The sequence below is a fragment of the Sphingomonas sp. RS6 genome, assembly GCF_054489705.1.
Genome location: NZ_JBTMWM010000002.1, coordinates 469,356 through 490,767, shown reverse-complemented (window position 1 = coordinate 490,767; position 21,412 = coordinate 469,356). Strand labels below are relative to the sequence as shown.

Genomic DNA, 21,412 nt, shown 5'->3' with positions numbered 1-21,412 from the left:
CGGCTCAGCCCTCCATCTCCAGGCGACGGCTGAGCGTCGCGTGGAAGCCGTCAGCGAAGCGGTTGAGCCGCGATTCGACGCGGTTCACGCCGTGGCTGTAGCGGTTGTACGCGATCACCGCCGGGATGGCGGCGAACAGGCCGATCGCGGTGGCGAACAGCGCCTCGGCAATGCCCGGCGCGACGACCGCGAGCGACGAGCTCTGCGCGGCGGCGATGCCGGTAAAGGCGCGCATGATTCCCCAGACGGTGCCGAACAGGCCGACGAACGGCGCGACCGAGCCGACCGTGGCGAGGAAGTTGAGCCGATCGGCGAGCCGGTCGATCTCCATCGCGATCGTCGCGCCCATCGCGGTGGCCAGGCGTTCGCGCGTACCTTCGCGGTCGATCGTCTTGCCCACGGTCGAGCGGCGCCATTCGGTGACGCCGGCGCCGAACACGCGCGCGATCGGCTGGTCACGGCTGGCGATGCGGCGGTGGAACTCGTCGATATCGTCGGCTTCGCGATATTCGGTCTCGAAGCGCTGGATGTCCTTGCGGATCCCGCCGATCTTGAAGCCGAAGCTGAGGATGATCGACCAGGTCCACAGGCTCGCCAGCAAAAGCCCGATCATCACGAGCTTCACGACGATGTCGGCCTGCAGGAACAGGTGGATCGGCGACAGGACGGCATCGGTGGTGACAGTCGGCATGGACGCTCAATTCTCCTTCCAGAGCAACGGTTCGAATGCAGCCGACCATTCGACGGGCTGGCGGCGGGGGCGGCCATTGGGGGCGACGAACGCCACCGTGACCATCGCCTCCGCCACTATGGTTTCGCCCCGCATGACTCGTTGCTGAATAACCACGGCAGCAGCCCGCAGCTGGATCAACCGGCTGACAACGATCAGCCGGTCGCGCAGTTTCGCAGGCGTGCGATATCGGATGTCGAGCGCGGTGACGGCATAGGCGCCCTCGCCCGCTTCGAACACGGCGCGCTGATCGATGCCCAGGCAATCGAGCATGTCCGATCGGGCACGTTCCATGAAGCGCAGATAATTGGCATGATAAACCATGCCGGTGAGGTCGGTGTCCTCGAAATAGACGGTCAGCGCGAAGCAATGCTCGCGGCCATCGAAGCGGCCGGCAGGGTGTTGGTCGCTGCTGGTCATGGATTGGCCTCCTAGCGGAGGGGATGCCCTAGCGGAACCCCAAAGCAAGCGGCCCCTTTCAATCCTCCCCGGCACGGGGAAGGGGACCGCCGCCGCAGGCGGTGGTGGAGGGGGGGCTGCACACCGGATTCGCCCGCGGAGATCCCCCTCCACCATGCTTCGCATGGCCCCCCTCCCCGTTCCGGGGAGGAGTGAAGGTTAGAACAGCAGGCGCTGGGCCGGGGCGCTGCGGCCGACGGGGGCGCCGCCGCGGCGGCGGGCGAGTTCGGTCTCGGCGGTGAAGCGGATGTCCTCGTCGCGATCGGTGAGGAAGCCTTCGAGCGAATCGTCATCGATCTCGCTCCATTCCTTGCCGCGATCGGGGCCGTAGCGGACGCGCGGCAGCAGCCCCGGCTGGTTCGACCATTCGACCAGCTGCGCGACGCTCGCTTCGTTGAGCATGTCCCGCAGGTGGAAGGCGGTGACATAGGCGTCGGGGAAGGCGCGGTGCGCCGGCAGGCCGCGCTCATGCTCGATCCCCTCGGGCCGGCGCCAGTAGCGCAGCATCTGGTTGGAGAAGCCCGGGCTGTCGGGCCAGAGCCGCAGCGCGCATTTCCACGTGCAGATCCAGTCGGCACCGCGGGTGAGCGCGGGCGTGCAGAACTGTTCCTCGAACGCGGCGCGATGCGCGGCGAGCGCGACGCGGCGGGGCCAGGGATCGAGGATCGGCCGGGCGACATCGTGCCAATAGGGCGCGTCGGCGACATCCTCGTCGCGGATATGGTGGATCGCCATCGTCAGCGGCGGGATGCCGCGACCGGGGTTGACCAACCGGCTGCCGCCCTCGCCCTGCAATTCCCAGCGGCCATCGGCGCCGAGCGCGACGTCCTGCCAGCCGATCTCGCACACGGCGTGGGCGGGCGGCTTGTCGCCGGTGGTTTCCAGATCGATGACACGGATGATCGAGGGAGGTGGCGTCGCCATGCCCGCGATGTGGGGGGTTTTACCCCGAATTGCCAGCCGAAACCGCCCGCCGCCCCGAAGCGCGGCGGGCGGCGGGCCATCAGTGCGCCGCCTGTTCGCCGCGGACGATGCCGCTCTTGGCCAGCTGATCGTCGATCTGCGCCATCAGGCGATCGAGCCCTTCCTCGCTCTTCGCCTCGGCCCGCGCGACGAGCACGTCCTGCGTGTTCGAGGCGCGCAGCAGCCACCAGCCATCGGCGGTGTTGACGCGCGCGCCATCGGTGCGATCGACCTCGGCCCCGTCGCTCTCAAGCCGGTCGAGCACTTCGTCGATCACCGGGAACTTGCGGCTTTCATCGACCTGGAAGCGCATTTCCGGCGTGTTGACCATCGCCGGCATCTCGTCCTTGAGTTGGGTGAGCGACTTGCCGATGACGTGGAGCGCCTGGATCAGCCGCACCGCCGCGTACTGCGCGTCGTCGAAGCCGTAATAATCCTGCGCAAAGAAGATGTGGCCGCTCATCTCGCCCGCCAGCGGCGCGCCGGTTTCCTTCATCTTGGTCTTGATGAGGCTGTGGCCGGTCTTCCACATCACCGGCTTGCCGCCCAGTTCGGCGACGCGGTCGTACAGCGCCTGGCTGGCCTTCACATCGGCGATGATCGTGGCACCCGGATCGACGCGCAGCACCGGCTCGGCGAGGATCGACAGCAGCTGGTCGCCCCACACCACCCGGCCCTGGCCGTCGATCGCGCCAAGCCGGTCGCCGTCGCCATCGAAAGCGAGACCGAAATCGAGGTTCTTTTCGGCGACGAGGCGTTTCAGATCGGCGAGGTTCTTTTCCTCGGTGGGATCGGGATGATGATTGGGGAAATTACCGTCGACATCGGTGAACAGCGTATGGTGCTCACCCGGCAGCAGCTTGACGAGCTTCTCGATCACCGGGCCGGCCGCGCCGTTGCCGGCGTCCCAGCCGATCCGATACGTGCCCCCGGCATAGCCGGCGACGAGGCGGCCGACATACATGTCTTCGATGTCGGCGTCGGTGACGGTCTCGGTGCCGTCGCCTTCGTCCCAATCACCCTCGGCGGCCATCTTGCCCAGCGTCTGGATGTCCTTGCCGAAGAACGATCCGTGCTGGAACACCATCTTGAAGCCGTTGTAATTGCCGGGATTATGGCTGCCGGTTATCTGGATGCCGCCATCCACCTCCAGCGTTGCCTCGGCATAATATAGCATCGGCGTGGGGCCCATGCCGATCCGCACCACGTCGCAGCCCGACGCGGTCAGCCCCTCGATCAGCGCGGCCTCGAGCATCGGCGAGGAAACGCGGCCGTCGCGGCCCACCGCCACGCGGCGTCCGCCGGCGCGGCGCAGCAGGGTGGCGAAGCCGCGCCCGATCGCGCGCGCATCATCCTCGCCCAGCGTCTTGCCCACGATTCCGCGGATGTCATATTCGCGCAGTGAAGTGGGGTCGAAACGGTGCGTCATCATGGCCCTCCCGGAATAGCGATGCCGGCCTAATCCGCGAGCGCGCCAGAAGTTTCAAGTCGCCTGCGACACGATCGGCCCGCCGGTTTCTATATTTACCGGTCGCTCACCGCCGGGCTCAGCCTCGCAGCAGCGTATCGCGCGCCATGTTGATCCGCCGGGTGAGATCGGCCGAGCCGCCCTTGTCCGGATGCACCGCCGCGACCAGCCGGCGATGCGCGGCGCGAACTGCCTCGTCATCGGCATCGGCGCCGAGCCCGAGGATCGAACGCGCCTCGTCCACCGCCATCGCCTGCGCGACCGGCGAAGGCGGCGGTGGCGGGGCCACGCGCGCGGGCTTGCTCGCGGGCTTGAGAAACCATTTCCAGACGAGGCCGATCGCCAGCCCGATAATGATGAGCTTGAGCATCAGGCGAACAGCGGCGCCTGGACATCGGGGAGCGCCAGACCCGCCATCATCTCGCGCAATTCCTGCCGCGCGGCGACATGGCTGAGTCCCATTTCGCCGAACTCACGCGAATCGAGCATCGTCAGCCCCTGCGGGAACAGCTCGCGATAGATGACGCGTTCGGACAGTCCCGAAATGACACGAAAGCCGACCCGCTTGGAAAGCTGATCGATCGCCTCCGACACGCGCTTCATGTTGCGCGCCTCGATGTGCTGCATGCGGTTGCGCAGCACCACCCAGTCGATCGTTTCGCCATCGGCCTTGGCCCGGCGCTTGCGCGATTCCCAGATCAGTTCCGAATAAAAGCTGGGGCGCGTCACGCGGAACGTGTCCGGATCGACCTGGCCGATCAGATCGAAATCGACGAAGCTGTCGTTCATCGGCGTGACCAGCGTATCGGCATTGGTCACCGAAATCCGCGCGAAGCGATCGTCGCGGCCGGGCGTATCGATCACCAGAAAATCTGCATTCTGGCCAAGTGCGTCGAGCGTCTCGGTAAAGAAATCCAGGCTTTCGCCGTCATGCGTTTCATAGACCGGCATCGGCAGATCACGCCCGGTGCGGCGGATCGTCGCGGCGCGATTGTCGAGATAGCGACCCATCGTCCGCTGGCGATGATCGAGATCGAAACAGGCGACTCGCGCCCCCTTCGACGCCAGCGCGATCGCCGCGTGGACGGCCGTGGTCGACTTGCCCGTGCCGCCCTTTTCGTTGGCGAAAACCAGCACATGGAGGCGCTTCGCAGCCTGATTCAACGCATGCATTCCTTTACTTGATCGCGCCGCCCGCGACCCATAGAAGGCCGCGCTTCCGTTCATATCGAAAGTGCCAAAGCGTGCAAACTGTCCGCCAACCCGATGCGCTCCGCGAGGCGATCACCGCCCTTCGCGCCGATGGCGCAAGGCTGGCATTCGTGCCCACGATGGGCGCGCTCCATGACGGCCATATGGCCCTGATCGATGCCGCGAAGCGCGCGGCGGACCGCGTCGTCGTATCGATCTTCGTCAATCCGATCCAGTTCGGACCGAATGAGGATCTCGCCAAATATCCCCGCCGCGAACAGGCCGATTCGCGCCTGCTCGCCGCCGCCAATGTCGACCTGTTATGGCTGCCGAGCGTCGAGGCGATGTACCCGGACGGGTTCGCCACGCGCGTCTCCGTCTCCGGCGTCAGCGACGTGCTCGACGGCGCGCACCGGCCCGGCCATTTCGACGGCGTGGCGACGGTGGTGGCCAAGCTGTTCGGCCAGGTGCGGCCCGATGTCGCGCTGTTCGGCGAGAAGGACTGGCAGCAATTGCAGGTGATCCGCCGCATGGTCGCCGATCTGGACATGGGGATCGAAATCCAGGGCATCCCCACCCAGCGCGAGGATGACGGCCTCGCCCTGTCGTCGCGCAACGCCTATCTGGTGCCCGAGGACCGCGCGAGCGCCGTGGCGCTGCCCCGTGCGCTCGGCGCGGCCGCGCGCGCGATCGGCGATGGCGGCGACCGCGAGGCGGCACTTGCCCAGGCGCGCGAGACGCTGACGGCGGCGGGGTTCGAGGTCGATTATGTCGCGCTGGTCGATGCCGAGACGCTGGGCGAACCGATCGAGGGCCAGCCGATGCGGCTGCTCGCCGCCGCACGGATCGGCGGCACGCGCCTGATCGACAATATCCCGGTCCTATGAACTTCTACGGTTAACCCCGTTAACACTTTGTTGGTCTCAACCCCTCAAATTCGCTTCCATTGCGGGACGAACAAGGGGTTGGACCAATGGCCAATGGCCTCAGAAGTGCGCGTTTCCTGATCGAGAGCCGGTTGCGCGATGCGGCGCGCGGCAATGCCGATGCCTGTTTCGATCTGGGCGTCGTGTTTTCGAGCGGCGCAGAGGGCGTGCCGATCGACCTGGTGGAAGCGCACAAATGGTTCAACATCGCCGCCGTCACCGGCAGCGACGAAGCCCAGGCGTGCCGCGCCGAAATCGCCGAGGACATGACCGCGCGCGAGATCATCGAGGCGCAGAAGGCGGCACGCGCCTGGCTGCGCGGCCTGGAGAGCCGCGCCGCCTGATCGGGCGCGCGCCGGGCCGGGTGCCCGGCGTCAGGCCTTGGGTGCCGCCTTTTTCGCGGGCGCCTTCTTCGCCGCGGGCTTCTTTGCCGCCGTGGTCTTTGCCGCCGCCTTTTTGGGTGCGGCCTTTTTCTTCTTGCCCTTGGCCGGCCCCGCCGCCGCCTTCGCGTCGATCAGCTGGGCGGCTTCCTCGAGCGTCAGCGCGTCCTTGTCGATCGTCTTGGGCAGCGTCGCATTGGTCTCGCCATCGGTGATATAGGGGCCGTAGCGGCCCTCCATCAGCTTGATCTCGGCCTCGCTGCGCGGGTGCTTGCCGAGGATCTTCAGCGGTTCGCGTGCGGCGCCGCGCGCCGGGCGCCCGCCATTCGCCGCCGCCTCGGCCAGCTTGACCACCGCCGCGTTCATGCCGGTTTCGAACACGTCGGCGGTCGACTGGAGCCGGGCATATTTGCCGTCATGCTGAAGATAGGGGCCATAGCGGCCGATCGACGCGACGATCGGCTTGCCGGTTTCGGGATGGTCGCCGATCGTGCGCGGCAGCTTGAGCAGCTTGAGCGCCCATTCGAGATCGAGGTCGATATCCTTCGGGATCGACGCGCGCGCGGCATCCTTGCCCTCGCCCATCTGGACATAGGGGCCGAAGCGTCCCGACTTGCGCTCGACATTGAGCCCGGTGTCGGGATCCTGGCCGAGCAGTTCGGGCCCGCTATCCTCGCTTCCCTCGCCGCCCGGCTGGGCGAAGCGGCGGGTGAACTTGCAGTCGGGATAGTTGGAGCAGGCGATGAACGCACCGAAACGCCCGCCGCGCAGCGCCAGCCGGCCGTTGCCGCAATTGGGGCATAGCCGGGGATCGCTGCCATCGGCCTTGGCCGGGAACATATAGGGCGCGAGGAACTCGTCGAGCGCGGCGGTGATGTCCGACGGCTTCTGCTCCATCACCTCGGCGGTGCGCGGCTTGAAGTCGCGCCAGAAGGCTTCCAGCACCGCCTGCCACGCAGCGCGGCCGCCGGAGACGTCGTCGAGTTCCTCTTCGAGCCCGGCGGTGAAGTCGAACGAGACGTATTTCTCGAAAAAGCGTTCGAGGAACGCCGTCAGCAGCCGGCCGCTCTCCTCGGCGAAGAAGCGGTTCTTCTCCACCCGCACATAGGCGCGGTCCTTGAGCACCTGGATGATCGAGGCATAGGTCGACGGGCGACCAATCCCCAGTTCCTCCAGCCGCTTGACCAGCGAGGCTTCGGAGAAGCGCGGCGGCGGCTGGGTGAAATGCTGCTCGGCGTTGACCGCCTTCTTCGCCGGGGACGCACCTTCGCTCATCCGCGGCAGGCGGCGGCTGTCCTCGTCGCCCTCGTCGTCCTTGCCCTCTTCGTAGAGCGCGAGATAGCCGGGGAAGAGCACCACCTGGCCGGTGGCGCGCAGCCCGTGCTGGCCGGTGCCGTCCGCCAGATCGACGGTGGTGCGCTCCATGCGGGCCGAGGCCATCTGGCTGGCGAGCGCGCGCTTCCAGATCAGGTCGTACAGCTTGGCATGGTCGCCCGAGCCCGCACGGTCCTTGCTGAAGTCCGTCGGGCGGATCGCCTCGTGCGCTTCCTGGGCGTTCTTCGCCTTGGTCTGGTACTGGCGCGGCTTGTCCGGCACGTAGCTGCCGTCATAGCGATCGGCCACCGCCTTGCGCGCCGCCTGGATCGCCGAGGGGTCCATCTGGACGCCGTCGGTACGCATGTACGTAATCGCGCCGTCCTCGTAGAGCGCCTGGGCGATCCGCATCGTGTGGCTGGCCGAGAAGCCGAGCTTGCGCGCCGCTTCCTGCTGCAGCGTGGACGTCGTGAACGGCGGCGGCGGGTTGCGCATCGCCGGCTTGGTCTCGACCGAGACGACGGTGAAGCGGCCTTCCTCGACCGCCTTCTTGGCGGCCTCGGCGCTGCCCTGGTCGCCGATCGACAGGCGGTCGAGCTTCTCGCCCTTCCATTTGACGAGACGCGCCTGGAACGGCGTGCCGTCCGATTCCATCTCGGCGATGACCGACCAATATTCCTGCGCGACGAAGCTTTCGATCTCGCGCTCGCGATCGACGATCAGCCGCAACGCCACCGACTGGACGCGACCCGCCGACTTGGCGCCAGGCAGCTTGCGCCAGAGCACCGGCGAAAGCGTGAAGCCGACAAGGTAATCGAGCGCGCGGCGGGCGCGGTACGCGTCGATCAGGTCGGTATCCAGCTCGCGCGGGCGCTGCATCGCCTCGAGGATCGCCGGCTTGGTGATCGCGTTGAAGGTGACGCGCTCGACCTCCTTGGGGAGCGCCTTCTTGTTCTTGAGCACCTCGCGGACATGCCAGCTGATCGCCTCGCCTTCGCGATCAGGGTCGGTCGCGAGGATCAGGCGATCGGCCTTCTTCGCCTCGTCGGCGATCGCCTTCAGCTGCTTCGACTTGTCGGCGTAGGTTTCCCACTCCATCGCGAACGAGTCGTCGGGATTCACCGACCCGTCGCGCGCCGGCAGGTCGCGGACATGGCCATAGCTGGCGAGCACGCGATAGTCCTTGCCGAGATATTTCTCGATGGTTTTCGCCTTGGCCGGCGATTCGACGATGACAAGCTGCATGAAGTGTTCGATCGATCCCTACGTGTACGCGTGCGAGGATGGGGAAGCGCGCCGCACCGCGTCAAGCCATGCGGCGCGCCTGCCGACGATCAGGCCGTCGCCCGCATCCGTTCCAGCACCACATCGATGTCTTTCGCGTCGTGGCGCTCCGGCACGCGCTGGTCTTCCGGGCCTGTGCCCTTGTTGACGAGGCGGCCGCGGCGGACCGGCTCGCGGCTGGCGATCGCGTCGGCCCAGCGCAGCAGGTTCGGATATTCCTTCGCACTCAGGAATTTGTCCGCGCCGGCATAGGTCTCGCCGCGCACCACCGCGCCGTACCAGGGGAAGATCGCCATGTCGGCGATCGTATAGTCGTCGCCCACCATGTAGCGGTTGGTGGCCAGATGCGTGTCGAGCACGTGGAGCTGCCGCTTGGCCTCCATCGCATAGCGATCGATCGCGTACTGGATCTTGATCGGCGCATAGGCGAAGAAATGGCCGAAGCCGCCGCCCAGAAACGGCGCCGAGCCCATCTGCCACATCAGCCAGCTCAGCATCTGCGCGCGCTTGGCGGTGTCGGTCGGCAGGAAGGCGCCAAACTTCTCGGCGAGATAGAGCATCATCGCGCCGCTTTCGAAGATCGGCAGCGCCGGCGTGACCGAGCGGTCGACCATCGCCGGGATCTTCGAATTGGGATTAATCGCGACGAAGCCGCTGCCGAACTGGTCGCCCTCGCCGATGTTGATCTTCCAGGCGTCATATTCGGCACCGGCATGGCCGGCGGCGAGAAGTTCCTCGAGCAGGATCGTCACCTTCTGCCCGTTCGGCGTGCCGAGCGAATAGAGCTGGATCGGGTGCTGGCCGACCGGCAGTTCCTTCTCGTGCGTCGCGCCGGAGGTCGGCCGGTTGATGTTGGCGAACTGGCCGCCATTGCCCGGTTCCCAGGTCCAGACCTCGGGCGGGACATAGCCGGCAGGCTGGTTGTTCGCGGGATCGGGGGCGTTGGCCATTCGCGGTCTCCTGAATTCGGGTCTGCCGGCATGTAGGGGGCGAGCACCGGCTTGCCAGCCCATGCAAGGTTGAAATTGTCGCTGCACTGCGGCATAGGCGCCGCCATTCGACGGACCCGGCCTGCCCGGGTGGCTCGGCCGGGCGCCTATCCCCCGGACAATGCGGCCGATGCGCCGCCCATGCCACGGAATCTTCAGCATGTTCGACACCGCCGCGCTGCGCCGCGACTGGCTATCCAATGTGCGCGCCGACATTCTTGCCGGAATCGTCGTCGCCCTTGCCCTCATCCCCGAAGCGATCGGCTTTTCGATCATCGCCGGCGTCGATCCGCGCGTCGGGCTCTATGCCTCGGTCGCGATCGCGATCGTCATCTCGTTCCTCGGCGGGCGGCCGGGGATGATCTCCGCCGCCACCGCCGCCGTCGCGGTGGTGGTGGTGCCGCTGGTGCGCGATCACGGCGTCGACTATCTGTTTGCCGCCACCATCCTGATGGGGCTGATCCAGATCGCCGCTGGGCTGCTGCGGCTCGACCTGCTGATGCAGTTCGTCTCGCGTTCGGTGATCACCGGCTTCGTCAACGCGCTCGCCATCCTGATCTTCATGGCCCAGCTGCCGCAGCTGACCGGCGTCGCCTGGCAGGCCTATGCGATGGTCGCGGGCGGGCTGGCGATCATCTATCTGCTGCCGCGCGTGACAAAGGCCGTCCCCTCGCCGCTGGTCGCAATCCTGATCCTCTCGGCAATCAGCATCGTCGCCGGCCTGCCGGTCAACACCGTCGGCGACATGGGCAAGCTGCCCCAGGGCGTGCCGAGCATCGTGCTGCCGAACGTGCCGCTCAGCTGGGAAACGCTGAGGATCATCCTGCCCTATTCGCTGACGATGGCGGCGGTGGGCCTGCTCGAATCGCTGCTCACCGCGCAGATCGTCGACGACATGACCCACACGGACAGCAACAAGCGGCGCGAATGCGGCGGCCAGGGCGGCGCGAACATCGTCGCGGCGCTGTTCGGCGGCATGGGCGGCTGCGCGATGATCGGCCAGTCGGTGATCAACGTCACCTCGGGCGGGCGCGGCCGGCTTTCCACCTTCACCGCCGGCGCGTTCCTCTTGTTCCTGCTGGCGGCCCTCGGCCCCTGGGTCGGCCGGGTGCCGATGCCGGCGCTGGTGGCGGTGATGATCATGGTCTCGATCGGCACGTTCAGCTGGTCGTCGATCGCCAATCTGCGCCGCCATCCGCCAACCTCCTCGATCGTGATGCTGGTGACGGTCGCGGTGGTGGTGGCGACGCACGATCTGGCGCAGGGCGTGCTGGCCGGGGTGCTGCTGTCGGGCATCTTCTTTGCCGGCAAGGTGCAGCGGATGTTCGGCGTCGAGCGAACCGGCGATGTCGCGCGCGCCACCTATGTCGTCACCGGGCAGCTGTTCTTCGCCTCGGTCCAACGCTTCACCCGCGCCTTCGGCCAGGACGAACCGGCGAGCGCCGTCACCATCGACGTCACCGCCGCGCATTTCTGGGACATCTCGGCGGTGGCGGCACTCGACAAGATCGTCGCGCGGCTGCGCCAGGGCGGCCGCGCGGTCGAGATCATCGGCTATAACCGCGCGAGCGCCGACATCGTCGACAAGTTCGCGCTCCACGACAAGACCGGCGTCGAAAGCGGCTTCGCCCCCCACTGAGCTGGCGATCACACACAGCAAAAAAGGGCCGCGCGGGGTTGCCGCGCGGCCCTTTCTCGTTCGCTCGTGCGTCGCTTACTTGAAGCGGACGCCCACGCCCGCCATCACGCGCTGGCGCGCGGTGTGGTCGTTATACTGCGAATAGACATACTGGACGTTGGCATAGACCGGCATCCGCGACGCTTCGTCGGTGATCGAATATTCGACGCCGCCGCCGACCTGATAGCCATCGGTGTTGAAGTGATCATAATAACCGCCGGTCGGCGTCGAGAGCCACTTACGCTGCTCGTTGGTGACATAGCCGCCCTTGGCGAAGACCAGCGTGCGCGGCGTGACGAGCACGCCGGCGCGGACCGCCGCGCCCCATTCCTCGAACGACTTGTGGCACACGGTGCCGCCGCTCGCCGCCGAGCAGTTCTCCGCCCAGTCATTGGCGCGCCAGTAGCTGCCCTCGGCACCGATCACGATGCGGTCGCCGAGCTTGCCGTCGAAGCCGATGGTGCCGCCATAGCCGAAATTGTCGTCATGATTGCCCTGCGACTGGAACCGGTCTCCGCCGGCATTGGCCTCGACGCGGATGCCGCGGAACGAGGTGCCGTTGCTGCCGGTGTCCTGGGCCTGGGCGGCGGTGGCGGTCAGGCCGGCCGCGGCGATGGCGAGGATGAACGCGTTACGCATACTATTCACTTTCCCTTTGATTGGAGGGTTGTTGCGACGCTCCCAATGCGTAACGACGCCAAGCGATCCATCGAATCGTGCAGACATTCGCGGCGTGTTGCCTTCGGGCAACACCGACGAAATCGCTCAGCTATGGTTCAGATTGGCCGCGACCGGCGCGCCCGGACGGTCGCTCAGCCCAGCGAAACGCGCCCGCCCGCGTGCCGATCGAGCCGGCCGGCGAGTTCGAGTTCGAGCAGCACCATCTGCACCGCCGCCGGCGCGATTCCCGACTGGCGGATCAGTTCGTCGACCGACACCGCCACCGGCCCGAGCAGCGCGGTGATCGCGCGCCGCTCCTCGTCGCTGGCATCGTCGGGCGGCGGCGCGCCGAAGCCGCGGCCCGGCGCACGCACCGCGCGCGGATCGATCGGGCGCACCGCTTCCCAGATGTCGTCGGCCGACTGGACCAACGTCGCCCCCTCGCGGATCAGCAGGTTGCAGCCCTGCGCGCGCGGATCGAGCGGCGAGCCGGGCACCGCCAGCACATCGCGTCCCGCCTCGGCGGCGATGCGCGCGGTGATCAGGCTGCCCGATCGCGGCGCCGCCTCCACCACCACCGTCGCCAGCGACAGGCCGGCGATGATGCGGTTGCGCGCCGGGAAATAGCGCGCCAGCGGCTCGGTGCCGGGCGGCTGTTCGGTGAGCAGCAGACCTTCGTCCGCAACGCGCGCCTGAAGCTCGGCATTTTCCGGCGGGAAGGTGATGTCGATCCCGCTTGCGATCACGCCCACCGTGCCGCCGCCAATCGCGCCGACATGCGCGGCGGTGTCGATCCCGCGCGCCAGCCCCGACACAACCGTCGCGCCGTGATCGACAAGGCCGATCGCCAGCTGGCGCGCGAAGCGGCACGCCGCCGCCGATGCGTTGCGCGCGCCGACCATCGCGATGCACGGCCGATCGAGCAGCGCCGTCGCGCCGCGCAGGATCAGCGCGGGCGGCGCATTTTCGAGCTGGGCGAGCAGCGGCGGATAGGCGGGATCGTCGATGAACAGATAGCGCGCGCCGAGCCGGTCGACCGCGGCGATCTCGCGCCGGACAAGGCCCGGATCGGCGACGACCGGCGCCCGCCCGCCGCCGCGCGCGGCGAGCATCGGCAGCGCCTCCAGCGCCGCCTCGGCCGTGCCGAAGCGCGCGAGCAGCTGGCGATAGGTGACAGGGCCGATCTTCGCCGAACGCAGCAGCCGAAGCCGCGGCTCGCGCGGATCAGCCACGCTTGCCGCCGATGCGCGGTTCGGACCCGCTCATCAGGCGGTCGATATTCTCGCGGTGCTTCCACAGCACGATCAGCGCGAGCGCGAGCAGCATCAGCACCAGATCGACCTCGCCGAAATAGGCGACGCTGACCGGCGCGCTGATCGCCGCCGCCATGCCCGCGACCGAGGAGATGCGCACCGTCGCCAGCAGCGTGAGCCACATCGCGGCATAGATCAGCCCAGCCGGCCAGTAGAGCGCGACGACGATGCCCATCAGCGTCGCGACGCCCTTGCCGCCGCGAAAGCCCAGCCACACCGGATAGCAATGGCCGATGAACGCCGCCGTGCCTGCGAGCATCGGGCCGGCGGGCCCCAGTCGCGCTGCGATCAGGACCGCGGCCACGCCCTTCAGCATGTCGAGCAGCAGCGTTGCCGCGGCGAGGCCCTTTCGCCCGGTGCGCAGCACGTTGGTGGCGCCGATATTGCCCGAGCCGATCTGGCGCAGGTCGCCCGCCCCGGCGATGCGCGTCAGCAGCACACCGAATGGAATCGAACCCAGCAGATACCCGATCAGCAATGCCCCGATCGGAGCAAGCCACGGCACTTCGGTTGGCAAGTCGGAACCCCCTTTGCCCCCTCCCCTTAGCCGCCGCCGCACCGGCTGCGCAATGACCTGCATCAGTGCGCAGCAACGGCCGCGGTTGACGCCTGTCCGCGCCATGCCCAATGGCGCAGGGCATGGACGATGCACGCCCCATCCTGTTGTTCGATTCCGGCATTGGCGGCCTCTCCGTGCTCGCCCCGGTTTCGCGGCTGCTGCCGCAGGCGCCGCTGGTCTATGTCGCGGATTCGGCAGGCTTTCCCTATGGCACGCGGAGCGAGGCCGAGATCGCGGCGCGCGTGCCCGCGCTGCTCGGGCGACTCGCCGAACGCTATGACCCGCGGCTGATCGTGATCGCGTGCAACACCGCCTCGACGATCGCGCTCCAGCATGTCCGCGCCGCGCTCGACGTGCCGATCGTCGGCACGGTGCCGGCGATCAAGCCCGCGGCGGAGGCCAGCGCGACGCGGACGATCGGCGTGCTCGGCACGGCGGCGACGGTGCGGCAACCCTATGTCGACGATCTCGCCGCACGCTTCGCGGCCGACTGCACGGTGCTGCGCTATGGCTCGGCGGCGCTGGTCGAGCTTGCCGAGGCGAAGCTGGCGGGCGAAGCCGTGCCGGCGGCGCGCATCGCGGCCGAACTGGACGGGCTGCTCGGCCAGCCCGGCGGCGACCGGATCGACGTGATCGTCAATGCCTGCACGCATTTCCCGCTGCTCGAACCGGAAATGCAGCCGCTGGTGCCCGCCGGCACGCGCTTCGTCGACGGCGGCGCCGGGATCGCGCGCCGGGTGGCCTATCTGACCCAGGGCCAGTCATGGCCGGCCACGCCGCCCGCCGGCCGCGCCGTGTTCACGTCACGCGACGGGCGTGCAGCGGCGCTGGCACCGGCGCTGGCGCGATATGGGCTGCGGCGAACCGAGACGCTTTAGCGCTGGTCAGCTGCTTAGCGCTGGTCGGCTGCCCGATCCTGCCCGCCGCCGGCGGTCGCGTCGATCAACTTCGAATAGCGATCGGCAAGTTCGAGGTGGAGGCGCCGCGCCATCTCGTCATCGCTCCCGTTGGCGGTCCGTCGCTCCTGATGTTCGCGACGGCGATAATAGTCGGTGTCGACCGATTTCATGGGCACTCTCCCGGTGGGCGTGCAGCGAGAAGAACAGGCGATGTGCGCAGGCCTCCATCAGGCGAGTCGCGCCCGATGACGTGCTTATATCATGGATCGCATGCCCGCCCGGCACGAAATGTCCGCCAGTTCGCTGCCCGTTCGCCGGGCTGTGACATTTTGTCCCACCCGCTGGAATCATGCGCGGCCATCGCCCACATTCGGGGCGCTTCTTGGTCGCATCGGACGCAAGTGGATCGCCCACTGAGCGGGCAAGGAAATAAGGAAGTTCCCTTGTTGGCATTGTCGGCTTTTTCGGCTTAGAAAGATAGGCCATGTACCGCGAAGACGCCTCTGCACCCGCGATCGACTATACGCGGGTCTTCACCCAGGCCATTGACCGCCTCCACGCCGAGGGGCGCTACCGGGTCTTCATCGACATCCTGCGCAACAAGGGGATGTTCCCCAATGCGCGCTGCTTCGCCGGGCATAACGGGCCGAAGCCGATCACCGTCTGGTGCTCGAACGATTACCTCGCGATGGGCCAGCACCCCAAGGTGATCGCGGCGATGGAAGAGGCGCTGCACGACGTTGGCGCCGGTTCGGGCGGCACGCGCAACATCGGCGGCAACACCCATTACCACATCGATCTCGAGCGCGAGCTGGCCGATCTGCACGGCAAGGAAGGCGCGCTGCTGTTCACCTCGGGCTATGTCTCGAACGAGGCGACGCTGTCGACGCTCGCCAAGGTGATGCCGGGCTGCATCATCTATTCGGACGAACTCAACCACGCCTCGATGATCGCCGGCATCCGCAATTCGGGCTGCGAGAAGCGGGTGTGGCGGCACAATGATCTCGCGCATCTCGAGGAACTGCTGGCCGCCGACGATCCCGCGGCGCCCAAGCTGATCGCGTTCGAAAGCGTCTATTCGATGGACGCCGACATCGCGCCGATCGCGGAAATCTGCGACCTGGCCGACAAGTACAATGCGCTGACCTATCTCGACGAGGTCCATGCCGTGGGGATGTATGGCCCGCGCGGCGGCGGCATCTCGGATCGCGACGAGGTCGCCCACCGGCTGACGATCATCGAGGGCACGCTGGGCAAGGCGTTCGGCGTGATGGGCGGCTATATCGCCGCCGACCAGGTGATCATCGACGTGATCCGCAGCTATGCGCCGGGCTTCATCTTCACCACCTCGCTGGCGCCGGTGCTGGTGGCAGGCGCGCTGGCGAGCGTGCGCCACCTGAAGGGCTCGAGCGTCGAGCGCGAGGGCCAGCAGGCCGCCGCGGCGATGCTCAAGCAGCTGATGAACGACGCCGGGCTGCCGGTGCTGCCCTCCACCACCCACATCGTGCCGCTGATGGTGGGCGATCCGGTCAAGGCCAAGAAGATCAGCGACGTGCTGCTCGCCGAGTATGGCGTGTACGTGCAGCCGATCAATTACCCTACCGTCCCGCGCGGCACCGAACGCCTGCGCTTCACCCCCGGCCCCGCGCATGACGAAGCGATGATGCGCGAGCTGGTCGACGCGCTGGTCGAAATCTGGGGCCGGCTGGAGCTGCGGCTGGCGGCGTGAGCGCCGTCAGTCGATGGTGATTTGACCGCCGAGGCCGGGCACGTCCATCGGCTGGCCGAACGGCACGATGATGGGTTCGCCATAAGCACCCCCGCTCGCGTCCAGCACGAAGCAGTGCGTCACCCGCGCGACGCTGTCGACGACCCAATAAGCGGGAATGCCGGCCGCGCCATATTCATCGCGCTTCTCGCCTAGATCGCGGCGTTGCGTGGTCTCGGCGATTTCGATTCCGAACAATACATCCTCTGGCGCGAGCGCCTTATGTGGACGAACGCCAGACCGCACCACCGCGATGTCGAAAGCCCGAACTGTGTGATCGTCGATGCGCAAGACAACATCGGCACCGGCCATCGTCTTCGCGGCCTGCAACAGCGGAAAAAGGAGCCCGCTCAGGCGTATAACAAGCTCGCCATGCGACCAGTCGGCCGGCATCATCTTTTCGATTTCCCCCCGGACCAGTTCCGCCCGCATATCCTCGAACGCCCCAAGTTCGAGCATGTGCAGAAAATCGTCCGCCGTGAACGGCGACGCCCACTCCTTGTTGGATGCGAGGCGGACCTGCTGGTTCATGCCAAGGAAAGTAGCACGGCAGGCAGGTCCGAAGCCATAGCGCTCAGGCCGGCCGCCTGATCGCCGCGCTCCAGGTGTAACCGCGCAGCGACGCGCGGAACTCGGCCGTCATCCCCTGCTCCGCCGCGATGCCCTCCACCACCTCGCGCAGATCGGCGCGGGGATAGACGTGGAAGGCGTTGAGTTCCTTGAAGTGGAAGCGCTTGGCGAAGCCCGGCAGGCGTTCATACTGGCCGAAATCGACGATGTGCAGGCTGCCGCCCGGCGCCAGCGCCTTGGCGCCCAGCGCGATCGCTTGCCGCCAGGGCGGGATCATCGACAGCGTGTAGCTCATGAACACGCGGTCGACTTGGCTAAGCCCGAACAGCGCGTGCACGTCGAACGCCCCGGCATCGCCCTGCGCGAGCGTGATCTTGTCCGATAGCCCATGCTTCGCAACGGACTTTCGCGCGGTATCCAGCATCGCCTCGCTGATGTCGAAGCCGTGGAAACGTGCGTTGGGCCAGCGCTTCGCCGCGACGATCAGGTTGCGCGCGGTGCCGCAGCCGACCTCCAGCACCGTGCCGCCGGGCGGCGGCGCCAGTTCGCGGATCAGCCGGTCGCGGCCGAGCAGATAGAATTTTCGCGTGAGATCGTAGAAGTGGCGATGGAGCGCATAGGTCGCATCCATCAGCCCCTTCTGATCGGCCGCCCCCGCCTGCCCGCTCATGCGTGCGGCTTCAGCGTCCAGACATGGGTCGCGCCATAGACCGACGAACGGTCGCGGCGGGTCCAGTCGTCGAGCTTGGCCTGGTCCTCATATTGCCACTGGTTCATCAGCGCGTCGGGGATATGGCCGCGGACCACGTCCGGCACGGCCGCCGTGCGATAGAGCACGCGCGCGCCGGGCTTGGCGGTGCGGGTGATCTCGGTCCAGATGCGGGTCAGCTGCTCGTCGGTCATCCAGTCCTGCGCGTCGAGCAGGATGTAGCGATCGAGCGACTGCGCCGGCATCGACTCGAGATAATCGGCATAGTTGGTGTGGCGGATCTCGACGCGGTCGGCGCGGTCGCGCACCAGCTCATAGTTCTTGCGCTCGAGATAGGGCGGCAGCGGCGCACCCTCATGCTCGCCATAGCCGCGGCCGAATGCCTGCCAGGCGTAGAAATTATCCTTCAGGTCGAAGTCGCAGGCGAGCTTGCGCAGCCGGCTGCGCAGCGCGCCGGTGATGCCTTCCTGGTCGTCCACCTTGAGCAGGTCGTACTGCGCCGGCGGGATTCCGAAGCCGAACAGCGCGGCGGGCTGGTCGACCATCCACCGCAGCAGCTTCTTGTCGAAGAAGGGGGCGAAGCGCGTCTCGAAGATGTGGCGCTGCTCCTCGATATTCTTCGCGGCGAGGATCTCCTTGGGATCGATGCCATAGCGATGCGCCAGCCAATGGACGAAGCCGATCAGCCGGCCGAGCAGGCCCTGGCGGTAGAAGCCGGTCTTGAAGCCGTTGATGCGGCGCACACCGTTCGGCGCGCGGCCTTCCCAATAGACGCGCGAGCTGTCGTCGAGATGGTCGCGCAGATACGCCTTGTAGGCATCGACATTTTCCGGCCGGTTGGCGAGGCCGAAGAAGCGGTGGAACGCCTCATAATCGGGCAGGCGCAGCGCCGCCTGCTGCTTGAGCTTGTTGAGCGCGATATGCGCGGGGTTGAGGTCCACCGCAGTGATCTTCGCGGGGTTCGCCGTCAGATAGGAAAACACGTTGCAGCCGCCCGATGCGATCGTGACGATATGGCTTTCGGGGGTGATCTGCAGCGCTTCCATGTCGATCACCGGGTCCTCCCAGATCTGGGCATAGACCAGGCCGCGAAACGCGAAGGTGAAGGCGCGTTCGAGAATGCCTTCCTTGCTGAGATGCTCATGGCGGTGAACCGCCCCCCGCACCGCGCCATTCTTGGGTGCCTTGGCTACCGTTCGCATGCGTGACGACTCCTGACGGCCGGCCCCTCGGGCAGCATGCCCGCCAGACCCCGGCACCTCCCCCTGTGACAAAAGCTTTGCAGCCTTGTGACACTGGCCCCGGGAAATCAATCCGGCCGCGGCCGGGCGGGCCCGCTCGGGCGCACGTCCGGCCGCCGCGTCACCTCAGTTCGCCGCGTCGTCGGCCGCGTCGTCGATTGCTTTGCTGGCATCCTCGGCGCCGTTCGCAACGGCGTCGCCCGCCCGGTCGCCGCCCTCGCGCAGTTCTTCGCCCGCGCGATCGATGCTGTTGCCGATCTGATCGCCCAGCCGATCGGCGGCATTGCCGAGCGAATCGGCGCTGCGATCGAGCGAATTGTCGATCCGGCTCTCATTGTCGGGCGAACAGGCCGCCACGCCGAGCGCGAGGGCAGGAATCAACGCAAAGATCGTCTTGGCCATATATGTACCTCCAATAGTCTAGCCAGCAAGCGCGCGCGGGCGTAGGGAGCGCGCCATGTCGCTCCGCATCGCCATCGCCTCCGATCACGCCGCCTATGCAATGAAGGCAGAACTCGCCGATTGGTTGCGTTTGGCCGGCCACGACGTCCGCGATCTGGGCACCAACGGCCCGGATAGCGTCGACTATCCCGATTACGGCTATCGCCTTGCCGCCGCGATCGAATCGGGCGAGGCGGATTTCGGCGTCGCGCTGTGCGGATCGGGCATCGGCATCTCGATCGCGGTCAACCGCAACCCGGCCGCGCGCTGCGCGCTGGTATCCGAACCGCTTTCCGCCAGCCTGGCGCGCCAGCACAACGACGCCAACGTGATCGCGATGGGCGCGCGGCTGGTCGGCATCGAAATGGCCAAGGCCTGTATTTCCACGTTTCTCGACACCAGCTTTCTGGGCGACCGGCACCAGCGCCGCGTCGACAAGCTGAGCAACCCCGAAAGGAGCCCCGCATGAGCACCAACCCCGTATCGGCTGGCCTGCAGCCGGATGGCTTCTTCACCAAATCGCTCGCCGAAGTCGATCCCGCGGTATTCGCCGGTGTCGAGCATGAAATGGCACGCGAGCAGCACCAGATCGAACTGATCGCATCCGAGAACATCGTCTCGAAGGCGGTGCTCGAGGCACAGGGCTCGGTCTTCACCAACAAGTACGCCGAGGGCTATCCCGGCAAGCGCTATTACCAAGGCTGCCACCCGTCCGACGAAGTCGAGCAGCTGGCGATCGACCGCGCCAAGGCGCTGTTCGGCTGCGGCTTCGCCAACGTCCAGCCGCATTCGGGCGCGCAGGCGAACGGCGCGGTGATGCTCGCGCTGACCAAGCCCGGCGACACGATCCTCGGCCTCAGCCTCGATGCCGGCGGCCACCTGACCCACGGCGCGCGCGCGGCGATGAGCGGCAAGTGGTTCAACGCGGTCCAATATGGCGTGCGCCCCGACGACCACCTGATCGATTTCGACCAGGTCGAGCAGCTGGCCAAGGAGCACAAGCCGCGCCTCATCATCGCGGGCGGCTCCGCCTATCCGCGCATCATCGATTTCGCCCGCTTCCGCGCGATCGCGGACGAGGTCGGCGCGATCTTCATGGTCGATATGGCGCATTTCGCGGGCCTCGTCGCGGGCGGCGTCCACCCGACCCCGTTCGGCCATGCCCATGTCGTCACCACCACCACGCACAAGACGCTGCGTGGTCCGCGCGGCGGCATGGTGATGACCGACGACGAAGCCATCGCCAAGAAGATCAACTCGGCGGTGTTCCCGGGGCTTCAGGGTGGGCCGCTGATGCACGTGATCGCCGCCAAGGCGGTCGCGTTCGGCGAAGCGCTGCGCCCCGAGTTCAAGCGCTATGCCGCAGCGGTGGTCGAGAACGCCAAGGTACTGGCGGCGACGCTCAAGGAGCGCGGCGCGAACCTCGTCTCGGGCGGCACCGACACGCATGTCGCGCTGGTCGACCTCACCCCGCTCGGCGTCACCGGCAAGGACGCCGACGAGGCGCTCGAGCGCGCGGGCGTAACCTGCAACAAGAACGGCATCCCCAACGATCCGTTGCCGCCGGTCAAGACCAGCGGCATCCGCGTCGGCTCGCCGGCGGGCACCACCCGCGGCTTCGGCCCGGCCGAGTTCCGCGAGATCGGCAACATGGTCGCCGACGTGCTCGACGGGCTGCGGACCAAGGGCGAGGCGGGCGATGCGGCGGTGGAAGCAGACGTGAAGGCCCGCGTCCGCGCGCTGTGCGAACGCTTCCCGATCTACGGCGGCTGAACTGGCTGCTCACCCTCACCCTTCCGCGCCTTCGGCGCTCCCTCCCTCTCCCAATGGGAGAGGGAAGGGTCCCGCTCGGCGCAGCCGAGTGGGAAGG

Annotated in this window: 23 protein-coding genes and 1 other annotated feature; of the genes, 7 read left to right on the top strand and 16 right to left on the bottom strand. The window is 67.2% G+C overall.

Features of this window, described 5'->3' with window-relative positions; translation table 11 throughout:
• Positions 1-4 precede the first annotated feature (4 nt).
• The 6 genes from tolQ to ACX40Y_RS07135 all read right to left on the bottom strand — a co-directional run bounded on the left by tolQ (position 5) and on the right by ACX40Y_RS07135 (position 4,793).
• Positions 5-691, bottom strand: a complete 687-nt coding sequence (tolQ, locus tag ACX40Y_RS07160; protein WP_459118850.1) for a protein TolQ — start codon at positions 689-691, stop codon at positions 5-7.
• 6 nt (positions 692-697) lie between these two features.
• Entirely contained in the window at positions 698-1,150 is a 453-nt protein-coding gene (locus ACX40Y_RS07155) for a YbgC/FadM family acyl-CoA thioesterase (RefSeq protein ID WP_459118849.1), read from the bottom strand.
• 198 nt (positions 1,151-1,348) lie between these two features.
• Positions 1,349-2,113: an exonuclease domain-containing protein gene (locus ACX40Y_RS07150; RefSeq protein ID WP_459118848.1), complete on the bottom strand. Its 765-nt coding sequence runs from the start codon at positions 2,111-2,113 to the stop codon at positions 1,349-1,351.
• Positions 2,114-2,192: 79 nt separating this feature from the next.
• A complete protein-coding gene (gene pgmG, locus ACX40Y_RS07145; protein WP_459118847.1) occupies positions 2,193-3,581 on the bottom strand; it encodes a phosphoglucomutase/phosphomannomutase PgmG in 1,389 nt (462 codons plus the stop codon).
• A gap of 118 nt (positions 3,582-3,699) precedes the next feature.
• Positions 3,700-3,990 carry a J domain-containing protein gene (locus ACX40Y_RS07140; RefSeq protein ID WP_459118846.1) on the bottom strand — a complete coding sequence of 97 codons (291 nt, stop codon included), beginning with the start codon at positions 3,988-3,990 and terminating at the stop codon, positions 3,700-3,702.
• Positions 3,990-4,793 carry a division plane positioning ATPase MipZ gene (locus tag ACX40Y_RS07135; RefSeq protein WP_459118845.1) on the bottom strand — a complete coding sequence of 268 codons (804 nt, stop codon included), beginning with the start codon at positions 4,791-4,793 and terminating at the stop codon, positions 3,990-3,992. Before ACX40Y_RS07135 ends, ACX40Y_RS07140 begins: the two co-directional genes overlap by 1 nt.
• Positions 4,794-4,864: 71 nt before the next feature.
• On the opposite strand from ACX40Y_RS07135, the gene panC reads away from it, so the two are divergent.
• Positions 4,865-5,698, top strand: coding sequence for a pantoate--beta-alanine ligase (gene panC, locus ACX40Y_RS07130; RefSeq protein WP_459118844.1), 834 nt, complete (start codon positions 4,865-4,867; stop codon positions 5,696-5,698).
• Between the two features lie 86 nt (positions 5,699-5,784).
• Positions 5,785-6,081, top strand: coding sequence for a hypothetical protein (locus tag ACX40Y_RS07125; RefSeq protein WP_459118843.1), 297 nt, complete (start codon positions 5,785-5,787; stop codon positions 6,079-6,081).
• Between the two features lie 30 nt (positions 6,082-6,111).
• Here the strand turns inward: ACX40Y_RS07125 and topA are convergent, their stop codons facing one another.
• Positions 6,112-8,676, bottom strand: a complete 2,565-nt coding sequence (gene topA / locus ACX40Y_RS07120; RefSeq protein ID WP_459118842.1) for a type I DNA topoisomerase — start codon at positions 8,674-8,676, stop codon at positions 6,112-6,114.
• Between the two features lie 89 nt (positions 8,677-8,765).
• Entirely contained in the window at positions 8,766-9,665 is a 900-nt protein-coding gene (yghU, locus tag ACX40Y_RS07115) for a glutathione-dependent disulfide-bond oxidoreductase (RefSeq protein ID WP_459118841.1), read from the bottom strand.
• Between the two features lie 109 nt (positions 9,666-9,774).
• Positions 9,775-9,828: a sequence feature (sul1 is cis-regulatory element that is thought to sense ions involved in sulfur or methionine metabolism; They are found in Alphaproteobacteria), on the top strand.
• A gap of 36 nt (positions 9,829-9,864) precedes the next feature.
• On the opposite strand from yghU, the gene ACX40Y_RS07110 reads away from it, so the two are divergent.
• Positions 9,865-11,343, top strand: coding sequence for a SulP family inorganic anion transporter (locus ACX40Y_RS07110; RefSeq protein WP_459118840.1), 1,479 nt, complete (start codon positions 9,865-9,867; stop codon positions 11,341-11,343).
• 75 nt (positions 11,344-11,418) lie between these two features.
• Here the strand turns inward: ACX40Y_RS07110 and ACX40Y_RS07105 are convergent, their stop codons facing one another.
• The 3 genes from ACX40Y_RS07105 to plsY form a co-directional block, all read right to left on the bottom strand.
• Positions 11,419-12,021 carry an outer membrane protein gene (locus ACX40Y_RS07105; RefSeq protein WP_459118839.1) on the bottom strand — a complete coding sequence of 201 codons (603 nt, stop codon included), beginning with the start codon at positions 12,019-12,021 and terminating at the stop codon, positions 11,419-11,421.
• Positions 12,022-12,194: 173 nt separating this feature from the next.
• Positions 12,195-13,274 (bottom strand): DNA-processing protein DprA, encoded by a 1,080-nt coding sequence (dprA, locus tag ACX40Y_RS07100; protein WP_459118838.1) that lies wholly within the window; start codon positions 13,272-13,274, stop codon positions 12,195-12,197.
• A complete protein-coding gene (gene plsY, locus ACX40Y_RS07095; RefSeq protein ID WP_459118837.1) occupies positions 13,267-13,872 on the bottom strand; it encodes a glycerol-3-phosphate 1-O-acyltransferase PlsY in 606 nt (201 codons plus the stop codon). Before plsY ends, dprA begins: the two co-directional genes overlap by 8 nt.
• Before the next feature lie 122 nt (positions 13,873-13,994).
• Here plsY and murI point away from each other — a divergent pair, with 122 nt between their 5' ends.
• The gene (gene murI / locus ACX40Y_RS07090) at positions 13,995-14,792 is read left to right on the top strand and encodes a glutamate racemase (RefSeq protein WP_459118836.1); all 798 of its coding nucleotides are present in this window, start codon (positions 13,995-13,997) and stop codon (positions 14,790-14,792) included.
• A gap of 14 nt (positions 14,793-14,806) precedes the next feature.
• Here murI and ACX40Y_RS07085 read toward each other — a convergent pair whose 3' ends face one another.
• Entirely contained in the window at positions 14,807-14,983 is a 177-nt protein-coding gene (locus ACX40Y_RS07085) for a hypothetical protein (protein ID WP_459118835.1), read from the bottom strand.
• A gap of 314 nt (positions 14,984-15,297) precedes the next feature.
• On the opposite strand from ACX40Y_RS07085, the gene hemA reads away from it, so the two are divergent.
• Positions 15,298-16,542 carry a 5-aminolevulinate synthase gene (hemA, locus tag ACX40Y_RS07080; RefSeq protein WP_459118834.1) on the top strand — a complete coding sequence of 415 codons (1,245 nt, stop codon included), beginning with the start codon at positions 15,298-15,300 and terminating at the stop codon, positions 16,540-16,542.
• Positions 16,543-16,548: 6 nt separating this feature from the next.
• On the opposite strand, the gene ACX40Y_RS07075 is transcribed toward hemA, so the two are convergent.
• From ACX40Y_RS07075 to ACX40Y_RS07060, 4 genes are all read right to left on the bottom strand, one after another.
• Entirely contained in the window at positions 16,549-17,112 is a 564-nt protein-coding gene (locus ACX40Y_RS07075) for a Uma2 family endonuclease (RefSeq protein WP_459118833.1), read from the bottom strand.
• 43 nt (positions 17,113-17,155) lie between these two features.
• On the bottom strand, positions 17,156-17,821 hold the full coding sequence (locus tag ACX40Y_RS07070) for a class I SAM-dependent methyltransferase (RefSeq protein ID WP_459118832.1): 666 nt from the start codon (positions 17,819-17,821) through the stop codon (positions 17,156-17,158).
• Positions 17,818-19,062, bottom strand: a complete 1,245-nt coding sequence (locus tag ACX40Y_RS07065) for a BtaA family protein (protein WP_459118831.1) — start codon at positions 19,060-19,062, stop codon at positions 17,818-17,820. Before ACX40Y_RS07065 ends, ACX40Y_RS07070 begins: the two co-directional genes overlap by 4 nt.
• Positions 19,063-19,227: 165 nt before the next feature.
• Positions 19,228-19,503 (bottom strand): hypothetical protein, encoded by a 276-nt coding sequence (locus tag ACX40Y_RS07060; protein WP_459118830.1) that lies wholly within the window; start codon positions 19,501-19,503, stop codon positions 19,228-19,230.
• Positions 19,504-19,558: 55 nt separating this feature from the next.
• Here ACX40Y_RS07060 and rpiB point away from each other — a divergent pair, with 55 nt between their 5' ends.
• Positions 19,559-20,011 carry a ribose 5-phosphate isomerase B gene (gene rpiB / locus ACX40Y_RS07055; protein WP_459118829.1) on the top strand — a complete coding sequence of 151 codons (453 nt, stop codon included), beginning with the start codon at positions 19,559-19,561 and terminating at the stop codon, positions 20,009-20,011.
• Positions 20,008-21,315: a serine hydroxymethyltransferase gene (glyA, locus tag ACX40Y_RS07050; RefSeq protein WP_459118828.1), complete on the top strand. Its 1,308-nt coding sequence runs from the start codon at positions 20,008-20,010 to the stop codon at positions 21,313-21,315. The genes rpiB and glyA overlap by 4 nt, the downstream gene beginning before the upstream one ends.
• Positions 21,316-21,412 lie beyond the last annotated feature (97 nt).